General features: G+C 58.9%; 14 protein-coding genes. 4 read left to right on the top strand and 10 right to left on the bottom strand.

The features are described from left to right. On the bottom strand, positions 1-1548 hold the full coding sequence (locus tag FJD38_RS21755; RefSeq protein WP_122786041.1) for a TerC family protein: 1548 nt from the start codon (positions 1546-1548) through the stop codon (positions 1-3). Between the two features lie 345 nt (positions 1549-1893). Here FJD38_RS21755 and FJD38_RS21750 point away from each other — a divergent pair, with 345 nt between their 5' ends. Beyond that, on the top strand, positions 1894-2343 hold the full coding sequence (locus FJD38_RS21750) for a GNAT family N-acetyltransferase (protein ID WP_146387472.1): 450 nt from the start codon (positions 1894-1896) through the stop codon (positions 2341-2343). 9 nt (positions 2344-2352) lie between these two features. On the opposite strand, the gene FJD38_RS24615 is transcribed toward FJD38_RS21750, so the two are convergent. The 3 genes from FJD38_RS24615 to FJD38_RS21740 form a co-directional block, all read right to left on the bottom strand. Further along, on the bottom strand, positions 2353-2523 hold the full coding sequence (locus FJD38_RS24615; protein ID WP_167654297.1) for a hypothetical protein: 171 nt from the start codon (positions 2521-2523) through the stop codon (positions 2353-2355). Further along, positions 2523-2753, bottom strand: a complete 231-nt coding sequence (locus FJD38_RS21745; RefSeq protein ID WP_122786043.1) for a PLD nuclease N-terminal domain-containing protein — start codon at positions 2751-2753, stop codon at positions 2523-2525. The genes FJD38_RS24615 and FJD38_RS21745 overlap by 1 nt, the downstream gene beginning before the upstream one ends. 66 nt (positions 2754-2819) lie before the next feature. After that, positions 2820-3665, bottom strand: coding sequence for a site-specific integrase (locus tag FJD38_RS21740; protein WP_146387470.1), 846 nt, complete (start codon positions 3663-3665; stop codon positions 2820-2822). A 298-nt stretch (positions 3666-3963) separates the two neighbouring features. Between FJD38_RS21740 and FJD38_RS21735 the strand changes: the two genes are divergently transcribed. After that, positions 3964-4821, top strand: a complete 858-nt coding sequence (locus FJD38_RS21735) for an SDR family oxidoreductase (protein ID WP_146387468.1) — start codon at positions 3964-3966, stop codon at positions 4819-4821. Positions 4822-4975: 154 nt separating this feature from the next. Here the strand turns inward: FJD38_RS21735 and FJD38_RS21730 are convergent, their stop codons facing one another. After that, a complete protein-coding gene (locus tag FJD38_RS21730) occupies positions 4976-16489 on the bottom strand; it encodes an autotransporter-associated beta strand repeat-containing protein (RefSeq protein ID WP_146387466.1) in 11514 nt (3837 codons plus the stop codon). 415 nt (positions 16490-16904) lie between these two features. Here FJD38_RS21730 and FJD38_RS21725 point away from each other — a divergent pair, with 415 nt between their 5' ends. Then, entirely contained in the window at positions 16905-18527 is a 1623-nt protein-coding gene (locus FJD38_RS21725) for an acyl-CoA synthetase (RefSeq protein ID WP_146387464.1), read from the top strand. Between the two features lie 105 nt (positions 18528-18632). Here FJD38_RS21725 and FJD38_RS21720 read toward each other — a convergent pair whose 3' ends face one another. The 5 genes from FJD38_RS21720 to FJD38_RS21700 form a co-directional block, all read right to left on the bottom strand. After that, positions 18633-18929, bottom strand: coding sequence for a putative quinol monooxygenase (locus FJD38_RS21720; RefSeq protein ID WP_146387462.1), 297 nt, complete (start codon positions 18927-18929; stop codon positions 18633-18635). A gap of 9 nt (positions 18930-18938) precedes the next feature. Next, a complete protein-coding gene (locus tag FJD38_RS21715; RefSeq protein ID WP_122783904.1) occupies positions 18939-19193 on the bottom strand; it encodes an HP1242/YdcH family protein in 255 nt (84 codons plus the stop codon). Positions 19194-19396: 203 nt separating this feature from the next. Beyond that, positions 19397-20740, bottom strand: coding sequence for a CDP-diacylglycerol--serine O-phosphatidyltransferase (gene pssA, locus FJD38_RS21710; RefSeq protein WP_146387460.1), 1344 nt, complete (start codon positions 20738-20740; stop codon positions 19397-19399). 93 nt (positions 20741-20833) lie between these two features. Beyond that, positions 20834-21970, bottom strand: coding sequence for a glycerate kinase (locus FJD38_RS21705; protein WP_122783902.1), 1137 nt, complete (start codon positions 21968-21970; stop codon positions 20834-20836). Between the two features lie 78 nt (positions 21971-22048). Continuing rightward, positions 22049-23164 carry a sugar diacid recognition domain-containing protein gene (locus tag FJD38_RS21700; RefSeq protein WP_146387458.1) on the bottom strand — a complete coding sequence of 372 codons (1116 nt, stop codon included), beginning with the start codon at positions 23162-23164 and terminating at the stop codon, positions 22049-22051. 159 nt (positions 23165-23323) lie between these two features. Here FJD38_RS21700 and FJD38_RS21695 point away from each other — a divergent pair, with 159 nt between their 5' ends. Continuing rightward, the gene (locus tag FJD38_RS21695; RefSeq protein WP_122783900.1) at positions 23324-24637 is read left to right on the top strand and encodes an MFS transporter; all 1314 of its coding nucleotides are present in this window, start codon (positions 23324-23326) and stop codon (positions 24635-24637) included. The last annotated feature ends 231 nt before the right edge of the window (positions 24638-24868 follow it).

Here is a 24868-nt window from a genome sequence, read left to right as displayed (position 1 = left end):
TTACGTTTGAGTCAACAACACGCGCGTCACTCGGCGCTCTTCCACTTCTACGACCTTCAATGTCCAGCCTTCCCACGACAACGTATCCCCAATCATGGGCAGACGGTCCAGCAAGCTCATGACCATCCCGCCCAGTGTCTGGTAGTCATCCGTGGCCTTGGCCGGGAAACCGGTGTGTAGGCCGATCTGGCTCAGGTTCAAGGCACCACTGACCAGAAATCCACCCTCCTGCGGCACGATGTTCGGGCCTTCAATTTCGCTGGCATCTGGCAGTTCGCCAGCAATCGACTCAAGTATGTCAGTCATGCTGACAAGGCCGGTGAAATCGCCGAATTCGTTGACCACAAACGCAATGTGGGTCGACTCTTTGCGCATTTGTTCCAATGCATTAAGGATCGAGAAGCTGTCGAGCAAATTGATAGCCGTACGTGCCATCGCTTCGAGGTCGGGTTCGTGACCTGCCAGCAGCTCCTTTAACAGTTCCTTCTTGTGAACAAAGCCCAAAGGTTCATCGATGCGCCCTGCCCTGATCAACGGTAATCTTGAGTACGACGAGTGCATTAATGTAGTGCGAATCGTCTCAGGCGAGTCAGACAAATCTATATGATCAATGTCCGAACGCGGCGTCATGATCGAGCGTATGGGGCGTTCCGCCAGTTGCAGAACACCACTGATCATGACGCGCTCGCGACGATGGAACACCTCCTCGCTCTCCCCGCCTTCGAGCATGTCGGCGATTTCTTCTCCCACTTCGTCCACATCCATTGTGCGACCGCCCATCATGCGCAGCACCGCATGAGCCGTACGCTCACGCATGGGGCGCAGCCCTTGCAGGCTTTTTTTGCGTCGTGAACGGGCAATCTGGTTAAACAATTCGATAAGAATCGAGAAGCCAATCGCAGCGTACAAATAGCCTTTCGGGATATGGAAGCCCAAGCCTTCAGCCGTCAGGCTGAAGCCGATCATCATCAAGAAGCCCAGGCAGAGCATGATCACAGTGGGATGGCTGTTGACGAATTTGGTCAGCGGCTTGCTGGCAATGATCATCAGGCCAATGGAAATCACCACAGCGATCATCATGACCGCCAAGTGCTCAACCATACCCACGGCCGTAATCACGGCGTCCAGCGAGAACACGGCATCGAGCACCACGATCTGCGCCACAATTGGCCAGAACATCGCATACACGGGGTTCGAGACTTTTTCAGCGACATGACCTTCGAGTCGTTCATGCAGTTCCATCGTGGCTTTGAACAACAGGAACAGACCACCAAACAGCATGATCAGGTCGCGTCCCGAGAACGACTTCTCAAACACTTCAAACAGAGGCTCGGTGAGTGTCACCATCCACGAGATACTGGCCAGAAGGCCCAGTCGCATCAGCAGTGCCAGAGTCAATCCGATGACACGCGCACGGTCGCGCTGCTCAGGTGGCAGTTTGTCCGCCAGAATGGCAATAAACACCAGGTTGTCGATACCGAGAACCAATTCCAAAACGATCAACGTCAACAAGCCTAGCCAGGCCGTGGGGTCTGCAATCCATTCCATAAAATTTATTCACACACTCGCAAAGTCAGGGAGTGCGCGTAACGCGCACGGACGCACAAAGCTGCAGACAAGGTGCCGAGCTTCAATAAAAGAGTGGTGGGTGCTTCGAATTGAAAAACAGTGGCTGCGCACAGACGGGATGCTGGCAGGGAATAGCGACTGGGAGGCTCCAGGAGCGTGTTCATATAAACCTTTCGGAAATTTGGGGAGGCAATCCTACAGCGCTTTGAGTTTAGAAAGCGTGGCAGACTTATTACAAAATTTAACCAACTGCAGCATCACCAGCTTTTAATGCCAGTGGCCTGTGATTGAGCGGTTAAATCTATTCATCAGGATGCAGACGCTATGAAAGTTCAGTTGCGAGTCGCCCGCGTTGAAGATGCCGAGCCAATCAGTGCGCTTATTCTTGCAGCGCTGCAGGTCTCTAATGCACAGGATTACCCGTCAGAGGTCATCGCGTTGGTTCAGCAGAACTTCACTGCGGCGCATATCCTTGCTTTGTTGAGCCACCGTCAGGTCTACGTGGCCACGCACAAGGGCCTCGTTGTCGGCACTGCAAGTCTAGACCGGCAAGTGGTTCGCAGCGTATTCGTCGATCCGGGGCTGCAAGGTTCGGGCATCGGCAGCAAATTGATGTCGATGCTAGAGGCCGAGGCTGCACACAATGGGGTAACGGCGTTGAAAGTGCCCTCTTCGATCACCGCTGAGGGTTTTTACCGGTCATTGGGCTATTCAGTAGAGCGCGATGAGTATTTTGGCGCAGAGCGCACGATCATCATGGTCAAACAGCTTTGACTTCAGTGATTACTTATCGGGCTTTGACTGTTGTTGACGAGCGGTCGACTGAGCGGTTGTATCGCCCGCTCTGGTTTTTTTACCGTCAGCCACTTCAGGTGAGCGAAGAGCGTCATTGGCGCGCTCAACCTCACCCGGTGGCTTATCCTGTGTTTCAGGATTTTCTGATGGCTTGCTCATTAATGACTTCTTGAGCGATGTGCTCTGTGATGCAACGACGTGCTGTTATGGACTCGAGGGCCGCCAATAAGCCACGCCAGCATCCCAAACAGCGGGACAAAGATAATAATTGCGAGCCACATGAGCCGGCTTGTGGCGTGGCCACCGCTTTTAAGTACAGAATTAATTGCCCAAAATTCCACCAGCAGCAAAATGATGGCCGACGCTACCCAGATATATTGAGTTTCCATACATCACCTCCCGTGTTGTTAGTCTTTAGGGTAGGCGATGCCGCAAGGGTTCCATATTTTATTTAGTTATAACTGGAACCGATCAGTCACATTTCGACGCTCATTATCGTCGCGCATGTCATAAGCGACTGTTGTCGCGATGTTGGCATGGTGAGCGAGTTTTTGTGCAATCGACACGTCGTATTCCTCGATAACCCGGGTGATAAACGAGCGTCGAAAGTCATGGGGCATGATATCGACCCCGATTTGCCTGCCTCGCTGCTTGGCAATGTAGTAAATCGCGTGCTTGGTCAGTCGCTCACGGGTGATGTGATTGCCACGCCGAATCCGGTTAAACAAGAACACATCGTCACTGACGCCTTGTGGCAGTTGCTCGCGGCGAAACGCCAGCCACGCCTCAAGCTTTTCAAAAGCCCAGGCCGGAGCGAACTTGATCAGCTCTTTATTACCCTTGCCGAGGACTTGCAGACTGCGTTCCACGACATTGACTTGCCACAGATCCATGTTCACCGACTCTGACTTGCGCATTCCCGATCCGTACAAGATCGCCATGATCGCCGCATCTCTTAGCCCTTGTGGTCGTGGGTCAGCGGCGCACACGTCCATCAGCTCGCGTATCAGGGTGCGCCGCAGATTGCGGCCCTTGACCAACCGCGAACCCCCGCTCGCCTTCACGGCACGAATCTTGAGCAGGTGGTCCTGCGTAATCAGGCTTTGTTGCCATGCCTGATTCATTACGCCACGGATGGCATTGACGTACAGCGATGATGTGTTGGGCGCATAACCGTCTTCACGCAATGCAGCGACCAGTGCTGTGATATGCCCCGGTTGCAGCTCCTGCCAGGGGAACTCATCTATTGAAACGTCTTCCACTCCCAAGCGATCAGCCGCGTCTTGCAGGATGTAGCGCATTGTCTGACGGCTAGACGGCGCGAGCCTCTCAAGATAGAGCGATACCGGCGGCCTAACCTGATTGAGCTGGAGGCCGGTAGCAGGTGGGGTAGCGAGGTCAATAGTCGACAAAAGCAATCTCGGTGCGGGCTGAAACAGGTCGTAATATACCCCATATGCACGGCTGCATAATTCGATTTTGCTTCAGAAGGCATGATCTAGAGCGCCGCCCATCCATCCCTCTTCATTTTTTTTAAACTTTTGCGAGTGCGTGCATTCACACCTTAGGCAACCTCTGAAGTTAATCAGGAGCCACGCCATGAAGCACTACCCTACGCCCCCGTTCGCACCGCAAGCGCAATCTGTACCCGGTTCACAGCGCAAAATGGAGCCGCACCCGGACTGTGGTGAGCAGAGCTACAAGGGATCGGGTCGACTGAATAACAAAATCGCATTGATCACCGGTGGCGACAGCGGGATCGGCCGTGCCGTTGCCATTGCATATGCTCGTGAAGGCGCCGATGTTGCGATTGCCTATCTGGATGAACACGAGGACGCTCAAGAGACTGCTCGCTGGGTCAAGGAAGCCGGTCGTCAGTGTCTGTTACTGCCCGGTGATCTCGCTCAAAAGGAGCAATGTGAATCCATTGTCGCCAAAACCGTGGCGCAATTCGGACGCATTGATGTGCTGGTCAACAACGCGGCCTTTCAAATGACCCACTTCTCACTTGAGGAGATCACGGATGAGGAATGGGTCAGAACGTTTGACATCAACATCACTGCCATCTTCAGAATCTGCAAAGCGGCGTTACCGCATTTGCGCCCCGGCAGTTCGATTATTAACACCAGTTCCATTAATTCGGATATGCCCAAGCCCACCCTTTTGCCCTATGCCACCACCAAAGGCGCCATCGCCAATTTCACTGGCGGGCTGGCTCAACTGCTGGGGGACAAAGGGATTCGCGTCAACAGCGTGGCCCCCGGCCCTATCTGGACACCCTTGATCGTGGCAACCATGCCGGAAGATGAAGTCAAAGACTTCGGTGGCCAAACCCCGATGGGGCGTCCGGGGCAGCCAGTAGAAGTGGCGCCGGTCTATGTGATGCTGGCCTCTGATGAGTCCAGTTATATCTCCGGCTCCAGAATTGGTGTGACCGGTGGCAAGCCTATTCTGTAAGCCGCACACCTTAAGTGAGCTCCACCCGTCTTGGCGGGGCTCATTCATTCTCGAAACGCTTGCTGAACGATGCCGTGCACTCTTTAGGGTTCCGGGCGGTGAATTCAGGAGCGTGTCCCAGCCTGCGAGGCATTGCACCTCGCAGGCCCGGTATTTAGAACGCGATGTTGAGCCCCAGACGCACACCGTGGTCGCTGTAGCCATCGCCTATCTGCCCCGAGTAGCCAAGGTCCAGGCTTGCTTGCGGAGCCAGTTTGGCGCTGACACCCAGTTGCACCAGAGCGGTATCCTGCGCAAGCGGCACGCCTTTGACGGTGAAACTGTCATAGCCATTCAGACTTAGGCGACTCTTCTCACCGGGCTCATCAAGCACCCGCTGCCATGCCAGACTGCTTTGTACGCTCAGGGGTACACCGGCCACTTCAGCCGACGCCGTCCTGGCGCGCAGACCGAGGCTGGAATAGGTCGCCCTGTCCTTCTCGCTGTCGCTGCTCAGCGACGTGCTGCCGCCATGTTCGCGGAAGCGGTCACTGTCGACTTTGACATGGGACAAGCCGGCAAAAGGCTCAAGCGTCAGGTTACCCACCTGCACGTCATAGCCCAGTTCTGCGAACACTTGTTGAGTGCTGGCATCGTAATCGGCCTTGACGTGTTCCTGCAAACTGCCGACTTGCACATGACGACTGCTCTCGACCTTGTTCCAGGCATGGGAGACGCCAGTACGCAAATGCAAGGCATCCCACTGGCCACCCAGGTAGGCGGTCAACGACGTGCTGTTGATTTTGGCTGAAGAGTTGCGGGCATTGGCGTCCAGATCAGTGTTGCCGTAGCCCGCCGCCACGCCAGCGCGCCAAGTATCATTCAACGGCATGTCGACGCCCATCAGCATGCCTTGGCTGTTGTGGTCGAGGTCGGCGACGTTGCTGTTGCCGTCGCTGTCGCCCCAGCTGCCGTAGCCAGTTACCCAGAAGGTCATGTTGCTGTCAGCGTCGACGTGCAGTACGCCTTCGCTCTGGGACTGGACCTGGGCGTTGCGCAGGCGCGTGCCGATCGCATCGCGCACATAGCGGCTGTCATCGAACAACGCGCCACGGGTACTGGGGTGGATCTCTCCCGACAGACTGTTGTAGGCCGCGCGCGCCTGATCGGCGCTGAGTGCCGCGACCGCGTCATGCACGGCGCCCGTACTTGCGCTGTCCAGCGCTCCGGCCACCGCACGCTGGTTGTAGGTTTGCGCCACGGAAGCGAACGCGACGTCATTGCGCGCGAGGTTCAGGGTCACGCCATTGCTGGCGTACGACACCAAAGGCATGAGGAACGCCAGGTTGCTGCTGACGCTGCCAAAGGTGCCGGTCAGGCTGTTGGCCTGGATGATGTTGTACGGGGTGTTTGGCGCCCAGCTGCCGGTGCTGGCCAGGACGCTGAGGTTCGCACCGTCCAGCGCGACGGAGCCGGAGGCGATCACCCGATCGGAACGGCCGTCTGGGTTGGCTTCAATGACCAGCGTCGACCCTTTGTTGAAGTTCAGGTCTCCGTTGACCTTCAGGGTACCGATGGAGTTGCCCGGGTTGAGGGTCGCACCACTGGCCATGTTGATATCGCCAATGACGGTGCCATGGCCGCCCAGCATGGCGCCTTGGGCAACATCGATATCGCTGGCCAGGCTAGCGCTGGAACCCGCCGCACTGCCGACGATCAGGCTGCCCGCCAATACTCGGGTGCCGCCGCCGACCGTCGAATTACCATTGAGCTCCTGCTTGCCGATACCGGCCTTGATCAGATGACCATCGCCGCTGATCGATCCCTCATAGACGCTACTGCTCCCGCCTTCACCCATCTGCAGAGCACTGCCGGATGCCAGCGTCAACGCACCCGAGCCACTGAGGCCGTCGAGATTGTTGAGGCCGCTGATGCTGACCGAGGCGCCACTGCCCACGCTCAGGTCGGCGTTGCCCAGGCCGGTATTGCCGATCAGGTTCAAGCTGCCATTGAGCACGTTCAGCGCCCCGTTGAATGTATTGTTGCCGCTCAGGGTCAGCGCGCTGGCACCCTGTTTGTTCAAGTTACCGTTGCCACTGATGACACCGCTGAGGGTCAGGTCATGGCTGCCTGCCAGAGTCAGACTGTCGTTGAGGTCGACCGCGTTGACAAGGCTCGCGGTGTTGTTGCTGTCCAGCGTCGTGCCGCTTTTTAATACCAAGGCACCGCTGCCCAGCGCGGCGTTATTGCCCAGCACCAAAGTGCCACCATTGAGCAGGGTGCCGCCGCTGTAGCTGTTATTGCCATTGAGGGTCAGGCTGGACGCGCCATTCTTGATCAGGCTCCCCGTGCCACTGACCACGCCGCCCAGGGTCAAGGCATTCGAGCCGGTGACATTCAATGCGCCGTTGAGCACCACATTATTGCCCAGAGCCACCGCGGCGTTGCTGTCCAACTCAGTGCTGTCCGCGGCGGTTAGCGCGCCGGTACCGAGCGCGGCGTTATTGCCGACCACGATTTTGCCGCCGTTGAGCGCCGTCCCACCGGTGTAACCGTTGGCCGCGTTGAGCACCAACGTACCCCTGTCATATTTGCCGAGGGTGGCACTGCCATTGAGTGCGGTACCAACGGTCGCCGTAGCATTCGGATCAACCCGCACCGTGGCATTGCCCAGTTCACCGTTGACCAGGCTTAGCGAACCCACCGCGCCGTTCACCAAGCGGTAGCCATCGGTGGCGAATTGCATACCGGTGATGTTATGTGCGCCGTTGACGGTGACCGTGCCAGCCGCCCCTTGGAACACCGCAAAACTGTGGGTCCGCCCCTGATTAGTCGTGCCGTTGACGTCGGTCCAGTTGGTGCTGCTGGAATCCCAGATACCACTGCCGCCATCGACCGAGCCGTTCGCGACCCGTTGATTACCGTCCCAGAATTGCACGGTGACACCTGGCGTGGTGACCAACAGGTTGACCTGATTGGCCTGAGCGGTTTGCAGCATCAAATCACCCCGCGTCACGCTGCCCGGCACCGTGCCGATCAGCATGCCGTTGTCGGTCAGACCGCCGGTGTAGTTCATCAGGCGATACACGCCGCTGCCAAAACCGCCGATGTCACGGACGTTGAGCGTGCCGTCGAGGGTCAGGTTGTCGGCGACATTGACCAGCGCATTGCCGCCACCGGACACCGGGTTGCCGAGGCTCACGTCGAAGTTGGAGTTGGCATTGAACACCAGCGAATCCATCGACAGCGTGCTGCCGGTAACGCCCGCTAAATGACCGCCATCGGCCACCGTCACGGCTCCCCTCAAGGCACCGCTTCCGCCCAGCGTACCGCCACTGTTGATCCGCACATTGGCGCTGGCCAGCGAGCCGTTGACCTGTAGAGTGCCGACGTTGACCTGAGTATCACCGGTCAGGTCGCTGATACCGTTGAGAGTCAAGGTGCCGTTGCCGAGTTTTGTGAGGCCGCCATCTCCCCTGAGCGTTCCTCCAAACGTGCTGCTGGAGTTGCCCCCGAGGCTCAAGGTCTTGCCAGCGCCGACCAGCGCAGTCCCACTGCCAGTGAGGCTGGCGAGGTTGCCCGTGGTACCCAACTTTAGTGCCGCGCCATTGCCGAGATTGACGGTGGCGTTATTGCCCAGTGTCCCGCCACTCAGCGTGCTCAGGCTACCGGCCAGCACATCAAACGTGCCGCTGAAGGTGTTGTTGGCGCTCAGGTTCACATCGGCCAGGCCATTTTTTGTCAGCGTGCCTGCCCCGGCAATTACACCGCCAAGGGTCAGGTTATTGTTACCGGCCAAGGCCAGATTGGCATTGACGTTAAGGTTGTTGGCCAGGCTCAGTGGCGAGGTATTGTCGAGGGTCGAAGCACCGGCCACGGTCAGCGCACCGCTGCCTAGAGACGCGCCCGTGCCAAGGGTCAGCGTACCGGCGTTCAGAGTAGTGCCGCCGCTGAACGTGTTGATACCGTTGAGCTTCAAGTTTGACGCGCCGTTCTTGATCAGCCCGCCCGCACCGCTGACGACACCCGCGAGGGCTAGATTGTTGCTGCCCGTATTGCTCAGGTTGGCATTAAGCACCACGTTATTGCCCAGGCTCAACGGGCTGTTGCTGTCCAGTACCGCGGCGCCCGCCACAGTCAGCTTGCCCAGGCCCAGCGCTGAGTTGTTGCTGGCAGTCAGGGTGCCGCCGTTGAGAGTAATGCCACCGAGAAAAATATTATTGCCGCTGAGGGTCAGGTTGGCCGCGCCGTTTTTTGTCAGCGTGCCGGCGCCGGCAATTACACCACCGAGGGTCAGGTTATTGTTACCGGCCAAGGCCAGGTTGGCAGTGGCGTTGAAATTATTGGCAAGCATCAATGGCGCTGCGTTGTCGAGGGTCGAAGCGCCGGCCACGGTCAGCGCGCCGCTGCCCAGAGACGTGCCCGTGCCAAGGGTTAGCGTACCGGCGTTCAGAGTGGTGCCACCGCTGAACGTGTTGATGCCGTTGAGCGTCAGATTCGACGCGCCATTTTTGATCAATCCACCCGCGCCGCTGACGACGCCCGTGAGTATCAGGTTATTGCTGCCCGTATTGCTCAGGTTGGCATTGAGCACCACGTTATTGCCCAGGCTCAACGGGCTGTTACTGTCCAGCGCTGAGGCGCCCGCCACGGTCAGATTGCCAAGGCCCAGCGCCGAGTTGCTGCCGGGGGTCAGAGTGCCGGCATTGAGAGTGATGCCACCGAGGAAGTTGTTGTTGCCACTAAGTGTCAAGTTGGCCGAGCCGTTTTTGATCAGGCCGCCAGTACCGTCAATCACACCGTGGAGGGTCAGTGCATTACTGCCAACCACGGTCAAGTTGCCGTTGAGTGTCGCCGCGTTAGCCAGCGTTACCGTCGCGTTGCTGTCCAGTTGCGTGCCGGCATTCGCCGTCAACGCACCGGTACCCAGCGCGGTATCGCTGCCGACGATGATTTTGCCGCCGTCCAGTTGCGTGCCGCCGGTGTAGGCATTGGCGCCGCCGAGCACCAAAGTACCAGCGTCGAGTTTGTTGAGGGTTCCGCTGCCATTGATAGTGGCGTCGATAGTCGCAGTCACGCCCGGATCCACGCGCAGAGCGGCAGTGCCGCCGCTGCCGTTGACGGCCGTCAGTTGCCCCGCTGTGCCGTTGACCACTGTGTAGCCGTCGGTGACGAATTGCATGCCGGTAAAGGTTTGCGCACCGTTGACGGTCACGGTGCCAGCCGCTCCCTGAAACACCGCGAAGTTGTTGGTCCAGGCTTGGTTGGTGGTGCCGTTGACGTCAGTCCAGTTGGTGCTGCCGGTGCCCCATGCGCCGCTGCCGCCTTCAACTGAACCGTTAGCGACCGGTTGGTTGCCGTCCCAGAATTGCACGGTAACGCCCGGTACGCTCACCAACAGGTTGATCTGATTCGCCAGAGCGGTTTGCAGGGTTAGATAGCCCGGCGTCACGCTGCCCGGCACGGTGCCAATCAGCATGCCGTTGTCGGTCAGGCCGCCGGTGTAGTTCATCAGGCGATACACACCGCTGCCGAATCCGCCAATGTCACTGACGTTAAGTGTGCCGTCGAGTGTCAAGTTGCCGCCGACGTTGACCAGCCCATTACCACCACCGGACATCGGTGTGCCCAGGCCCACGTCGAATGTGGAGTTGGCGTTGAATATCAGTGAGTCCACCGACAGAGTGCTGCCTGTAACACCCGCCAGCTGACCGCCATCCGCCACGGTCACTGCACCCGTCAACGTGCCGCTGCCACCTAGGGTGCCGCCGTTGTTGACCAGCACATTGCCGCTGGCCAGTGAGCCGTTGAGCTGCAGCTTGCCGGCATTGACGAGGGTGTCGCCGGTGAGGTGGCTGATGCCGCTGAGCGTCAGGGTGCCGTTACCTAGTTTGGTCAGTCCACCGTCGCCGCGCAGGTTCCCGGCAAAGGTGCTGCTGATATTGTTGCCACCCAGGCTCAGGGTGTTGCCGGTACCGATCAACGCCGTGCCGCTGCCAGTGAGGCTGGCGAGGCTGCTCGAAGCACCCAGATTGAGCGCCGCGCCAGCGGAGAGAGCGACGGTGGCGTTATTGCCCAGTGCCCCGCTGCTCAGCGTGGTCAGGCTGCCAGCGAGCGCATCGAACGTGCCGGTGTACGTGTTGTTGCCACTCAGCGTCACGTCGGCCAGACCGTACTTGGTCAGCGTGCCAGCGCCAGCAATGATGCCGCCGAGGGTCAGGTTATTGTTACCGGTCAGCGCCAGATTGGCATTGACGTTGAGGTTATTGGCCAGTACCAGTGGCGCTGTGTTGTTGAGGGCCGAGGCACCGGCCACGGTCAACGCGCCGCTGCCCAGTGAAGCGCCGGTGCCGAGTGTCAGCGTGCCGGCATTCAGCGTGGTGCCGCCCATGTAAGTATTGATGCCGTTGAGCGTCAGGTTCGACGTGCCGTTCTTGATCAGACCTCCCGCACCGCTGACCACTCCCGCGAGGGTCAGGTTGTTAGTGCCTGTGTTGCTCAGATTGGCGTTGATCACGACGTTATTGCCCAGGCTCAGCGCGCTGCTGCTGTCCAGCGCCGAGGCGCCGGCTACGGTGAGGTTGCCCAGGCCCAGCGCCGAGTTGCTGCCGGCGGTCAGGGTGCCCGCGTTGAGGGTGGTGCCCCCGAGGAAGTTGTTGTAGCCGCCGAGGGTCAGGTTCGACGCGCCGTTTTTGCTCAGGCTGCCTGCACCATTGACCGTGCCGGTGAGGGTCAGATCAGCCGTGCCAACGATGCCAAGGTTGCCGGCCAGATTGACCGCGTTATTGAACGAAACTGCCTTGCTCGCATCCAGCGCGGTGCCGCCCGCCGCATTCAAGGTGCCGGAGCCCAGCGCCGAGTTCGACGCCAGAATTAGCCCGCCTGAGTTCAGCACGACCGGGCCGAGGAAGGCGTTGTTGCCACCGAGGGTCAGGTTTGCCACGCCGTTTTTGATCAGGCCGCCAGTACCGCCAATGACGCCGTTGAGGATCAGCGAATTGCTGCCGAATACGGTGAGATTGCCGTTCAGCGTTGCCGCATTAGCCAGTGTCACCGCCGCATTGCTGTCCAGCTGCGTGCCGGCATTCACCGTCAAGGTGCCGGTGCCGAGCGCTGTGTTGCTGCCGACGATGATTTTGCCGCCGTCCAATTGCGTGCCGCCGGTGTAAGCGTTGGCACCGCCTAGCACCAGCGTGCCGCTGTCGAGTTTATTGAGAATGCCACTGCCATTGATGTTGGCATTGATGGTCGCCGTCACGCCTGGATCAACGCGCAAAGCGGAAGTGCCGCCGGTGCCGTTGACGGCGGTGAGTTGACTCGCCGCACCGTTGACCACGTTGTAGCCGTCGGTAAGGAATTGCATGCCGGTGAACACTTGCGTGCCGTTCACCGTCACGGTGCCGGCGGTGACCTGGAACACTGCGAAGTCACCCGCCCAAGGTTGATTCACCAGACCGTTGGCGTCGGTCCAGTTGGTACCGACTGCGTTCCACGCGCCATTGCCACCATCGACCACGCCGTTGGCAAGGGGCTGGCTGCCGTCCCAATAACGAATGTTGCCGCTCGGCGCCGACACTTGGATGTTGATCTGATTGGCCACGCCGGTCTGCACCACCAGATCGCCCAGGCCATAACCGAACGGCACGCTGGCGACATCCAGCCCCAAATTGGTCAGGGCCCCGGTGTAGTTGAACAGACGATACACACCGACGCCGAAACCGCCAGCATCGCTGACGTTGAGATTGCCGTTAAGGGTGAGGTTGCCGCCGACGTTCATCAAGGAGGTGGTCGATGGTGTGCCCAACGCCACATCGACGTTGCTGCCGGCTGCGAGGGTCAGCGAACCCGCCGACAGTTGGTTGCCCGACGACAACGCCAGATGCCCGTCGCTATTGACGTTGACGGAGCCGAGCGCCGAACCGGTGCCGGTCAGGGTGCCGCCGCTGTTGACGTTGACCTGCGCGCTGGCCAGCGAACCACTGAGACCGACGGTGCCGCCATTGATCGCGGTGTTGCCGGTGATGCCGTTGATACCCGTGAGGTTCAAGGTGCCGGTGCCGACTTTGACCAGGCCGCCGCTACCGCTGAGATCGCCGTCGAAGTTACTGGTGATGCTGCCGCTCCCGACACTCAAGGTGTTGCTGGCGGTCAGTTGTACACTGCCGCTGCCGGTCAGTGCACCGAGGCTGGCGTTGCTGCCCAGGTTCAGCCCGGCACCGGCGTTGATGTTGACGCTGTAGGTATTGCCCAGCGCGTTGCTGTTGAGGGTGGTAACGCTGCCGGACAGGATGTTCAGTGCGCCGGTGAAAGTGTTGTTACCTGCCAACGTCAAGTCTGACCAACCGTTTTTGGTCAGGCTGCCGGCACCGTCGATGATGCCGTTCAAGCTCAGATCGTTGTTGCCGGCGACCGTCAGACCGGCGTTCAGCGTAATGCTGTTACCGATGCCGAATGAAGCGCTGTTATCCAGCGTCGCCACTCTGTCGACGATCAAGGCGCCGCTGCCCAGGCCGTTGGCATTGCCCAGAGTCAGCGTGCCGCCGTTGAGTGTGGTGCCGCCACTGAAGCTATTGTTGGCGTTGAGGGTCAGGTTTGCCGCGCCGTTTTTGATCAACTGGCCAGTGCCGCTAGTGACACCGCCGAGTGTGAGATTCTGCGTGCCGCCAACGGTCAGTGCCGAATTCAAGGCAACCGCGTTGCTGAGGCTGACCAGCGGCGAGTTGCTATCCAGGGTCGAGGCGCCAGCGACGGTCAGCGCACCGGAGCCCAATGCCGAACTGTTGCCGACGGTCAGGGTGCCGGCGTTGAGTCTGGTGCCTGCGAGGTAGTTGTTGGCCGCGTTGAGCATCAGATTGGCCGTGCCGTTCTTCACCAGACTGCCAGCGCCACTGACCAAACCGGTCAAGGATATGTCCGCCGTACCGTCGACGTTCAACCCACCTGCCAGTGCCAAGGTATTGTTCAGGCTGACTGCGGTGTTGGCGTCCAGCGTGGTGCTGGCGGCCGCGTTCAAGGTCCCGGAGCCCAACGCAGTGTTGCTGCCGACGATGAGTTTGCCGGTGTTCAGCACGGTGTTACCAAAATAGGTGTTCGCGCCATTGAGGGTCAGATCAGCAGCGCCGTTCTTGGTCAGCCCACCGATGCCAGCGACCACGCCGCCGAGGGTCAACGCCTGGGTTGCGCCCAAAGTCAGGGTGCCGCTGAGGTTGACATTGTTGCCCAGTGTGGCGGCGATGCTGGCATCCAGCGAGGTGCCGTTCGACGCATTGAGTGCGCCAGTACCGAGGGCGGTGCTGGAACCGGCCACCAGCGAACCGGCGTTAAGCGCGGTGATGCCGGTGTAGGTGTTATTGCCGTTGAGGGTCAGGCTTGAGGCCCCGGTCTTGATCAAGCCGTTGACGCCACTGATCACCCCGCCCAGGGTCAACGCGTTGGCGCCGCCAGCGGTGAGGTTGGCGTTGAGAATCATGTTGTTGTTCAGGGTCACGGCGGATCTGCTGTTGAGCGTACCCGCCCCCGCCACAGTGAGTGCGCCAGTGCCGAGTGCGGCGCCAGTGCCAACGGTCAGGCTGCCAGCATTCAGCGTGGTATCGCCACTGTAGGTGTTGGTGCCATTGAGCGTGAGATTGGCCGCGCCATTTTTGGTCAGTCCGCCGCTGCCGCTGACGATGCCGCCGAGGGTCACGTTCGCGCTACCGCCGACGTTCAGGTTGCCACCGAGCGAGACTGCGTTGGCCAGCGCAACCGTGGTGCTGGCGTCGAGGGTGGTGCCCGCCACCGCGCTTAGCGCACCAGTTCCCAGCGCGGTGTTGCTGCCGACGATCAGCGTGCCGGCATTCAGCGCCGTACCACTGGAGAAGGTGTTGGCGCCGTTGAGGGTGAAATTGGCCGCGCCGTTTTTGAACAACCCGCCGCTGCCGCTGACAATGCCGCCGAGGGTCACATTGGCGCTACCGCCGACGTTCAGGTAACCACCGAGCGAGACTGCGTTGGCCAGCGCAACCGGGGCGCTGGCGTCGAGAGTGGTGCCGGCCGCCGTGCTCAGCGCGCCAGTGCCCAGCGAGTTGTTATTGGTCACCACCAAGCTGCCGGTGCTCAGGATAGTGGTGCCGGTGTAACCGGTGTTAGCGCCGCTGACGGTGAGGTTGCCAGTACCCCATTTGGTCAGGCTGCTGCTGCCGCTGATCAAGCCGCCGAGAGTCAGTGCACCAGTGCCACTGGCCGTCAAGGTTCCACCGAGGCTGATAGCGTTGTCCAGATTGATGATTCCCGGCGCGCTCAATGTCGTCGCGCTGGTGATGTTGAGGGTGCCGGTACTGAACGCCTTATTGTTGCTGACCTGCACGGTACCGCCACTGAGCGTAGTGTTGCCCAGATAGGTGTTGGCACCGCTGACGGTGAGGCTGCCGTTACTACCGGTCTTGGTCAAGCCGCCGCTGCCGGAGATCACCCCGCTCAGTGTGGTGGCGTTGCTGCCTTGCACCGTTATACCACCAGCGCCGAGATCAATTCCGTTACTCACGTTCAAACCGGCATTGCTGGCTTCAATGATCCCGCCGTTGGAAGTCAGCACACCGCTGCCGAAGGTTGCATTGTTATTGAACCGGGCGATACCGCCGTTAAGCGTGGTCGAGCCACTCACCAACGGCCCCTGCAATGTCCAGTTACCGCTGTTGAGGATCAGGTTGTTGAAGTTCACGTAGGTAGCGCTTGAGGCGGTACCGTCCCCCGTAGTACCTCCGCCAACGCCCACCTGGTTTTGCAGGATCAGGCTGTTGGTCCCCCCGGCCCCGCCATCCACCGTGCCGGTCGGTGCAAAGGTCAGGTTGACGCCGTTCAGTCCGCCGAGACCAACGCTGGTCTGTACACCGTCTCCTCTTAGCACCTTTGAGCCGGTCACTGCGATGAAGGTATTGGTGCTCGCCGCGCCCATCGACACGCCGCCGGTAATCTCACCGGCGTTGGTGAAGGTGTTGCCTGCCGCCGACGTCTCGAACGCGATCCGGCCGTTGATCACGCCGGTTCTGCTGTTGGTCATGTTGATCTGCGAGCCACCATAGATCCCCACCACAGGCGTGTCGGCCAGAGTCATGCCGCCCATCGAGAGCCCAGTCGACGTAATGGTGCCGTTGTTGGTGATGGTAGTGGTACCGGACGCGGCGTTGTTCACGCCGATCGCCAGGCCGTTGATGCTTGTCAAGTTGAGCCCGAGGAGCATCCCGGTTCCGCGCATAATAGCGCCAGTCTGATTGAGAACATTGACGGTGCTGGTCGCGCCAGTACCGATGAACGCACCGCCACTCAATACCGCCACCGGACCCAGGACTGCGGGGTCGATGATGCCGAAGTTGTTCAGAGTGATGTTAATCCCAGTCAGGTCTATGGCATGGCCGCCGAGCGTCGCATCCATCTGCGCGCCGCTGTTGACGTTGACTGTCAGATTGTCGTCAGTACTGGCAAAGTCATTGGGAATCAATGGCTGCGGTGGCACGCCCGTGCAAGTGACTGTCGATCCAGCCGTGCTGCAGGTTGCAAATGCCATCGAACTGAATACCGGTCCGAGCAATATGGCAGCCAATGCCAACTTACCCGAACAACGCGAGCCTTTGCGGCAGCGTTTACTGAATTCGTGAGTGACCGCCCAGCAGCCCAAAGAGGCATTCCAAACCAGCGCATATACACGGTTCATTGCGATAACTTCCTTGTTATTTGAACGTTGCTGCGCCCAAGCGCCCCGGACGCAGAGCCGGCTGGAACATTGCCCAACAATAGTACAATCAGAGCCTAAAAATAATGGCACTTAGCCATTTATTTTGCTGTTTTAGACGGCCCCTCTTGAAATCCGCAAGATAGAGCACTTGCTGATTCTGAGGTCGTTGTAAATTGTTCGTTTAGCCGAAAACATTGGGCTCAATGTTGTCGCTGACGCCGAATGGACCCGTGGCCAACTGGGCTAGCCTGAGTGAGCCTTGTGCATCTAAGGTCGTACTTCCCTGTCAAATACAGGGTGGGCTATAAATAGGGCCGGACATAAAACTGACCTGTGCGCCATCGGCACTGCGGGCAGCCATAGAGCTAACAATCAGCCACCGGAACAACTCCCTATGTCGATCTTTGAGCAAGGCCTCGAGCCAAGTGCTGTCAATCATATTGCCCTGTCGCCGCTCAGCTTTATCGAGCGCACGGCCAGCGTCTACCCCGACTACCCTGCCGTCATTCATGGCTCGATTCGCCGAACATGGGTGCAAACTTATAATCGCTGCCGTCAATTGGCCAGTGCCCTGACCGGTCGCGGCGTAGGCAAAGGCGATACCGTGGCGGTGATGCTACCGAATATCCCGGCCATGCTCGAAGCGCATTTTGCCGTGCCAATGACCGGCGCTGTGCTCAACGCCTTGAACGTGCGGCTCGACGCCGAAACCATTGCATTTATGTTGGCCCACGGCGAAGCAAAAGTGTTGATTGCCGACCGTGAGTTCCATGATGTGATCCACGCCGCAGTGGCCATGCTTGACCATCCGCCGCTGATTATCGACGTCGACGACCCGGAGTATGGCGAAGGCCAACCGGTCAGCAGGTTGGATTACGAGGCGCTGCTGGCAGAGGGCGACCCTGAGTTTGACTGGCAGTGGCCGACTGATGAATGGCAAGCGATCACGCTCAATTACACCTCAGGCACCACAGGCAACCCCAAGGGCGTGGTGTATCACCATCGTGGGGCGTATCTCAATTCGCTGGGCAACCAGATGGTCTGGGCCATCGGCAACCACCCGGTGTACCTGTGGACGCTGCCGATGTTCCACTGCAATGGCTGGTGCTACCCGTGGATCATTACCGCGCTGGCGGGTGTACACGTCTTTTTGCGCCGGGTAGATCCGCAAAAAATCCTGACGCTTATCCGAGAGCATCAGGTCACCCACCTGTGCGGTGCCCCAATAGTGCTCAATGCTCTGGTCAATATGCCTGAGTCGGCCAAAGCCGCCATCGATCACCCGGTCAGGGCTATGGTCGCCGGAGCGGCCCCTCCCGCCAAAGTCATTGGTGCGGTGGAAGAAATGGGCATCCATGTGACCCACGTCTATGGCCTTACCGAGGTCTATGGCCCGGTGACCATATGTGCCTGGCATGACAAATGGGACAAGCAGTCACTGGTTGAGCGCGCTCAAATCAAATCGCGTCAAGGTGTGCGTTACCCGACGCTGGAGGGCGTGATGGTGGCCGATCCTAAAACCTTGGCGCCGACACCTCGTGATGGCGAAACCATGGGTGAGATCTTCATGCGGGGCAACACCGTGATGAAGGGTTACCTGAAAAACCCAAGCGCCACGGCCGAAGCTTTTGAGGGGGGATGGTTTCATACCGGGGATCTGGCCGTGTGCCACCCGGATGGCTATATCGAAATCCGCGACCGACTCAAAGACATCATCATCTCTGGGGGCGAGAACATCTCAACGATCGAAGTCGAAGGCGTGTTGTATCGACATTCGGGGGTGATGGAAGCGGCGGTCGTTGCCCGGCCGGATGAGCGTTGGGGCGAGACACCCTGTGCATTTATTACCCTGAAGGCCGATCACCAACACGTGCGTGAGAGCGAGATCATCGCGTTTTGCCGCGAGCACCTGGCCGGGTTCAAAGTACCGCGCACGGTGGTGTTCACGTTGTTGCCCAAAACCTCGACCGGCAAGATTCAGAAGTTCGTGCTGCGGGATATGGCCAAGGCTTTATAGAACACACGTTCAATCCGTCATCCATACACATCCTGCACATGTTCAACCCGCCAATAAAAACGACGGCCTTTACGGGCCGCCGTCGGGCGTGCGGGCAGAACGAACTCAGTCCTCCAGCTCTTCCAGTAACAGCACTTCACGATGCGCGAGCAGTTCTTTGACCGCCCCAGCCATCTTTAGATAGTGCGCCGTGGTTTTATGCTGCTCTATGGCCTCCCTGTTCGCCCACGCCTCGATAAAGACAAAGCGGTCTGGATCGTCAATATCGACATGCAGGGCGTAGGCAATGCAGCCTGCCTCAGCCCGTGAACCTTGCACACAGGCACGCAGCGCCTTTTCAACCTCGGCACGAAAGCCGGACTTGGCGCGCAATGTGGCGACAATCTTGATGACTTTGGACATATCGACTTCCTAGACCTTGCTGGCACTTGATTCCGAAAAATAGCTGGCGATCTTATCTTTGATCAAAAGCCTTTGCTCTTTGAGCTTGAGCAATGCCTCATCGGATATGCCCAGCGCATTGTCTTTTTCAGCGGCAACAATCTGGTCATCCTTGTCCTTGTATTCCGCAAACAAGCGATCCAGATGAGGGTTTTCGTTGCGCAGCTTGCTGGCCAACTCAGGGGTCACACTCAGGTCTTTGAGCAAATCGTGTTTGACAGGCATATCGGCACCTCGTGGAAGTTTCGGTGGTCGCCCAGGGCTGGTGTGATGAACCCCGAGCAAGGTTGTGTCGCAATAAAACTTCCCTAAGCAATAGCACGCAACCGACCACCTCGAAAGTCACGGGTGAATATTCACCGTCAGGCCCTCGTCAAACATCCATCCCAAAGAGCGCAAAATGTTCGCTTTAGCACTGGGCGGGGGACTCACAAAATGCGGTACAACAACCGCTCAATTCTCACTCGGCTCACCCTGCGCAGAAACTTGGCGACGCTCGCCGGGTACTCCTCCAGCGTCTCCAGAATCTTGTAACTCTCGATGCGGCGGGTATTGGCAAAAATCGACTCCAGCTCTTGACGTCGAGGCTCCAGCCATTCGCGGCGCGGGTCATCAATCAGTAGCCCGTTTTCAAGATCCAGGCGGAACGCTCGCGGATTGAGGTTGTTGCCCGTTAGCAGCGTGTAACGGTCATCGACCCACATGCCTTTAAGGTGGAAGGTGTTATCGCCCTCGCGCCATAAATGCAGGTTCAGTAAACCGCTATCGATCATGCGCTGATGCTTTTTGGCAAACCGACGCAGACTCAACTCGTACAGATACGGGAGTGCCGCAATCACCTTGAAAGGTTCGCTGGGCGGAATGTAAAAATCATTGGCCGTCTTGTCACCGACCACAATATCAATCTTCACGCCGCGCTCCAGCGCCCGATTGATTTCACGGGTCACGGGCAATGGCAAGTTGAAGTACGGCGTGCAAATGGTCAATTGCTGTTGGCTGCTGGCAATCAACTCGCAAATCACCCGGCTCAGCGGGTTATTTTTGCCCACCCCCAGCAGCGGACTCACCGACAGGCCAAAATGCGCGGTTGTCGCTTCGCGGGTGTCGTAAACGGCCTTTTTCAGGCTGCTGCGCAAATCACCAATGGCGCTGCGCAAGCTGCGGGTAGACGGTAACTGAGGCACATCCAGACGATGCACCGCCTTGGTGGTAATCAAGTCCTCCACCACAAAGCGCTGCATGGCATCCGCCAGAGGTTTGTTGTGCAGCAGGTGATAACGGTCGAAGCGGTATTTATCGAACTTGTGCAAGTACACGTTGTTCAGGCTCGCGCCGCTGTAGATCACACAGTCATCAACAATAAAACCTTTGAGGTGCAAAACGCCGAACAGCTCGCGGGTTTGAACCGGCACGCCATAAATAGGCACTTCGCTGCTGTGAGCGGCGGTCTGGGCCTGGTACCAAGCGGCATTGCCCGGCTGTTTGCCTGCACCGATCAAGCCGCGCTGGGCCCGTAGCCAATCCACCACCACCACGATTTCCAGTTCTGGACGTGCGGCTTTGGCAGCGTGCAAGGCATCGAGAATTTCCTGTCCGGCTTCGTCCTGCTGCAGGTACAAGGCCACCAGCGTGATGCGCTGACGTGCACTGGCGATGTGTTCGAGCAGGCACTGACGAAATTGCGCCGCGCTGGGCAAGATGCTGATTGCATCGGCGGACAAAGGAAAACTGCGCAGTTTAGGCAGCAAAGAACGTTTGAAGAGCGACGGCATAGGGCTCGCTAAGGGTCGAATGCGAAGAACCGCAAAGCTTACACGATTGAGCTTTGAAGCTGTAGCCGCCGCGAAGGCGGCGGCCGGCGCGCATCAAACCGCGTAAATAGCCATCAGCCGCGCAATGTCGCGCGCCCTGTCGGTGAGCAGTTGTGCTGCGTTGGCACAGGCGTCTTCGAGGCTCATTGGCCCGCTGGTCACGGCGAATGCGGCGTTGATGCCGTGCGCATAGAGTGTTTGATACCCCTCGCCCAACGTGCCAGCCAGCACAACGACCGGCACACCCTGAGCCTGAGCAATGCGCGCCACACCAAAGGGGGTTTTGCCGCGTAATGTCTGCGCATCGAAACGGCCTTCACCGGTAATCACCAGATCGGCGTCTTTAACCGCTTCTGCCAGCCCTACCAATTCCGCCACCACTTCAACTCCGGCGCGAAACTCTGCGCCAAAAAACGCCTTGGCCGCAAAACCAAGCCCGCCTGCGGCTCCCGAGCCGGGTTCATCACGCACATCCTTGGGTAATACAGTCGCGCAATGATCGGCAAAGTGTCCCAGCGCCTGATCCAGCAAGCGAACGTGCTCAGGTGTTGCGCCCTTTTGCGGGCCAAAGATGGCAGAAGCGCCGTGCTCACCACACAGAGGGTTGTTAACGTCAGCGGCAATTTCAAATCGAACGTCCGCCAAGCGCAGGTCAAGCCCCGAAAGCTCGATGTGTGCCAGCCTGGAAAGCGCCAGCCCTCCGGGTGCCAAAGGTTGCCGTTCAGCGTCGAACAGACCCAGCCCCAGTGCCTGCAAAGCCCCCGCGCCCGCGTCATTGGTGGCGCTGCCGCCGATGGCCAGAATAATGCGCTGCGCTCCCGCATCAAGGGCTGCCCGGATCAGTTCACCAGTGCCGAAGGTGCTGCTGATGCGTGCATCCCGTTGCGACACCGGTACGCGTTGCAAGCCGCTGGCTTCAGCCATCTCGATAATGGCCGTATGGCTGTCCGGCAACCAGCCCCAATGAGCCTCGACCGATTCGCCCAGCGGGCCCTGAACGTGATTGCGGCGCAACTGGCCATTGCCCGCGGCAACGATGGCCTCCACGGTGCCTTCGCCGCCATCGGCCATCGGGCAGCTCACCAGATGCGCATGGGGCAGCGCATCTGCCAGGCCGGCAGCGATGGCATCGGCGACTTTTTCGGCACTCAGGCTGTCTTTGAACGAGTCGGGGGCAATCACGATTTTCATAGGGGCGCATCTCCAGGTCTTATGCCAACCATGCTGCCATCAACGGGCTGCAAACACGCCAGTCAGCCGCACAAGCAATCACAGTGTTTGTTGTTCATTCTGACAAGGCAACAATTGCACGCCCAAATACAGCGCCAGCATGCCGTTCAGGCTCAGCGGGTCCACTGAACTCAATTCAGCGATGCGTTCCATGCGGTAACGCAGGCTGTTGCGGTGAATACCCAGTGCGTCAGCGCATAGCTGGCTCTGGCCATCGTGCTCACACCAACTGCGAAGTGTGGCAATCAATTGACCATTAGTGTCTTTAGCCACAACCTTGTGCAACGGCCCCAGCAGTTCTTCAAGTGCATCATCATGACGGTGGCGCCATAGCATCACCGGCAAGCGGTAGCGATCAAGCTCCAGCACGCGGGTCTGGGGCAGCACGTCGCGCCCATAAGCAAGCAAGTCCGCGACCCGGCGATAGCAGCGACGCAAGCCCTTGAGTGCATCCGCCTGGCCCCCCGCCGCAATGCGCAGCACCTTCCAGCCCTGAGCATCCAGTTTTTCCAGCAGGCGCTGATCATCCAGCGCAACCGTTGCAGGCCGGCACCACAGCAGCGAGCCGGTCGCCGGGGTCACGCACCAACTGTCCGGGTAGCGCGATTGCAACCAGCCACTCAAGGCTTCAGCGCCTTGGCCTTTGCCCAACTCGAACAGATAAGGGATACGCGACAACTGCGGTTTTAATCCTAACTGCTGGGCTTCATCGATCAGGCGCGGGGAATCGCCGCCTTCACTGAGCAGTAATGCCACCAGGTCGTCGCAACGCTGACGGCGCCACTGCTGTTCGGCTTGCTGGTAACGTTGCCTGACCAGCATTTCGGCGGTCATGCGTACCAGCTGAGCGTAGGTGCGAAGCATTTCCGGCTCACCGGTCAGCCCCAGTACACCGACCAGGCGCTCATCCAGCAACAGCGGCAAATTGATTCCGGGCTGAACCCCCTTCAGGCAGGTGGCTGTCTGTGCGTCGATTTCCACCACTCGTCCATTGGCCAGCACCAACTGCGCCCCTTCGTGCCGGGTGTTGATACGCTCAGGCTCGCCACTGCCCAGAATCAGCCCCTGGCTGTCCATAACGTTGACGTTGTAAGGCAGAATGGCCATCGCGCGATCGACAATGTCCTGCGCCAAATCATGATCCAACTCAAACATGGGGACGACAATCCTTTGGAAATTTTGTTCATGGGCACAGCGCTAGCAGATATTCCCTGTGCTCAGGCACAAAGACAGCGGCCTTAAGGTGGTCGAAACTCAGGCCGCGATCAACGTTAACCCCGGATCGTGAAAAAACATAATAAAGAGAGACATACAATGTCACAGAGCGCCACCGCTTCGCTGATCAGCGATGACGATAAAAACGCCATCTACAAGCGCATTACACTGCGCCTGATTCCCTTTATCTTCATCTGCTACCTGTTCAACTACCTTGACCGGGTCAACGTTGGCTTTGCCAAACTACAAATGCTGGATGCGCTGAAATTCAGCGAGACAGTTTACGGTCTGGGTGCCGGAATTTTCTTTATCGGCTACGTGCTCTGCGGCGTGCCGAGCAACCTGGCCCTGACCCGTTTTGGCCCACGGCGCTGGATTGCCGTAATGATGATCGGCTGGGGCGCGCTGTCGACCTGCCTGATGTTCGTGACCACACCGACCGGTTTTTACACCCTGCGTTTTTTAACCGGTGCTGCTGAGGCGGGATTCTTCCCGGGCGTAGTCTTGTATCTCTCGCAGTGGTTTCCGACCTTTCGCCGTGGCCGCATCATGGCCTTGTTCATGTGCGCCATCCCGGTTTCCGGCTTGATTGGCGGGCCTTTCTCGGGTTGGATTCTCAGCCACTTCGCCGCAGGCCAGGGTGGGCTCGCGGGTTGGCAGTGGATGTTTCTGCTGCAAGGCATTCCCACGGTCATACTGGGCGCCCTGGCGATTTTCTTGCTGAGCGACAGCTTTGCCAATGCCAAATGGCTGGGAGCCCATGAACGTGCCGTGTTGCAAGCCGACCATGATCTGGATGCTGCCAACAAACCCTCTACGGCGACCGATTCCCTGCTGGCTGTGTTCAAGAACCCGGCAATCTGGGCCTTTGGCCTGATTTACTTCTGCATCCAGAGTGGCGTCTACGCGATCAACTTCTGGCTGCCATCGATCATCAAGAACCTGGGCTTCAGCGACACGCTGGTAATTGGCTGGATCAGTGCGATTCCTTACCTGCTGGCGGCTGTCTTCATGTTACTGGTGGGGCGTTCGGCGGACTTGCGTAAAGAGCGTCGTTGGCATTTGGTAGTGCCCATGTTGATGGGTGCGATTGGGTTGGTGATTGCTGTGAACTTTGCGACACAGCCAGCCATTGCGATTCTTGGCCTGACCATCGCCACGATGGGTGCTCTTACCGGTTTGCCGATGTTCTGGCCGGTGCCGACCGCGATGCTCAGTGCGGGAGCTGCGGCAGGTGGCTTGGCGTTGATCAACTCGATGGGCCAGATGGCTGGATTTCTTAGTCCGTATTTGGTGGGATGGGTCAAAGACGCAACGGGCTCGACGGATGTGGCCTTGTACGTCCTTGCGGCGGTAATCGTCGCTGGCAGCGTATTGGCATTACGGATGACACGAGGAATGAGTAACGCCTAACAGCGCGCTTGTGATCTTGATCTTGCTTGTGATCTTGATCTTGGCTTTTGATCTTGCTTTTGATCTTGATCTGCCGCCCCTTCGGGAGGCCGAGTGGAGGTTTCGCGGAGTGGGTCGACCGGCATGGATGCCGGGAGAGCTGCGATCGGGCCATGGATGGCCCGTCGCAGCGTGCCCACGGAGCGGGACCGGAGCGAGGGACACCTGAGCGCAGCGAGGGCCGTACGCGGG

Origin of the sequence: Pseudomonas saxonica, from assembly GCF_007858365.1 — a bacterium.
GTDB lineage: Bacteria > Pseudomonadota > Gammaproteobacteria > Pseudomonadales > Pseudomonadaceae > Aquipseudomonas > Aquipseudomonas saxonica.
Note: the sequence above shows the minus strand (reverse complement) of the source record. Positions and strands in the feature narration are given on the sequence as shown.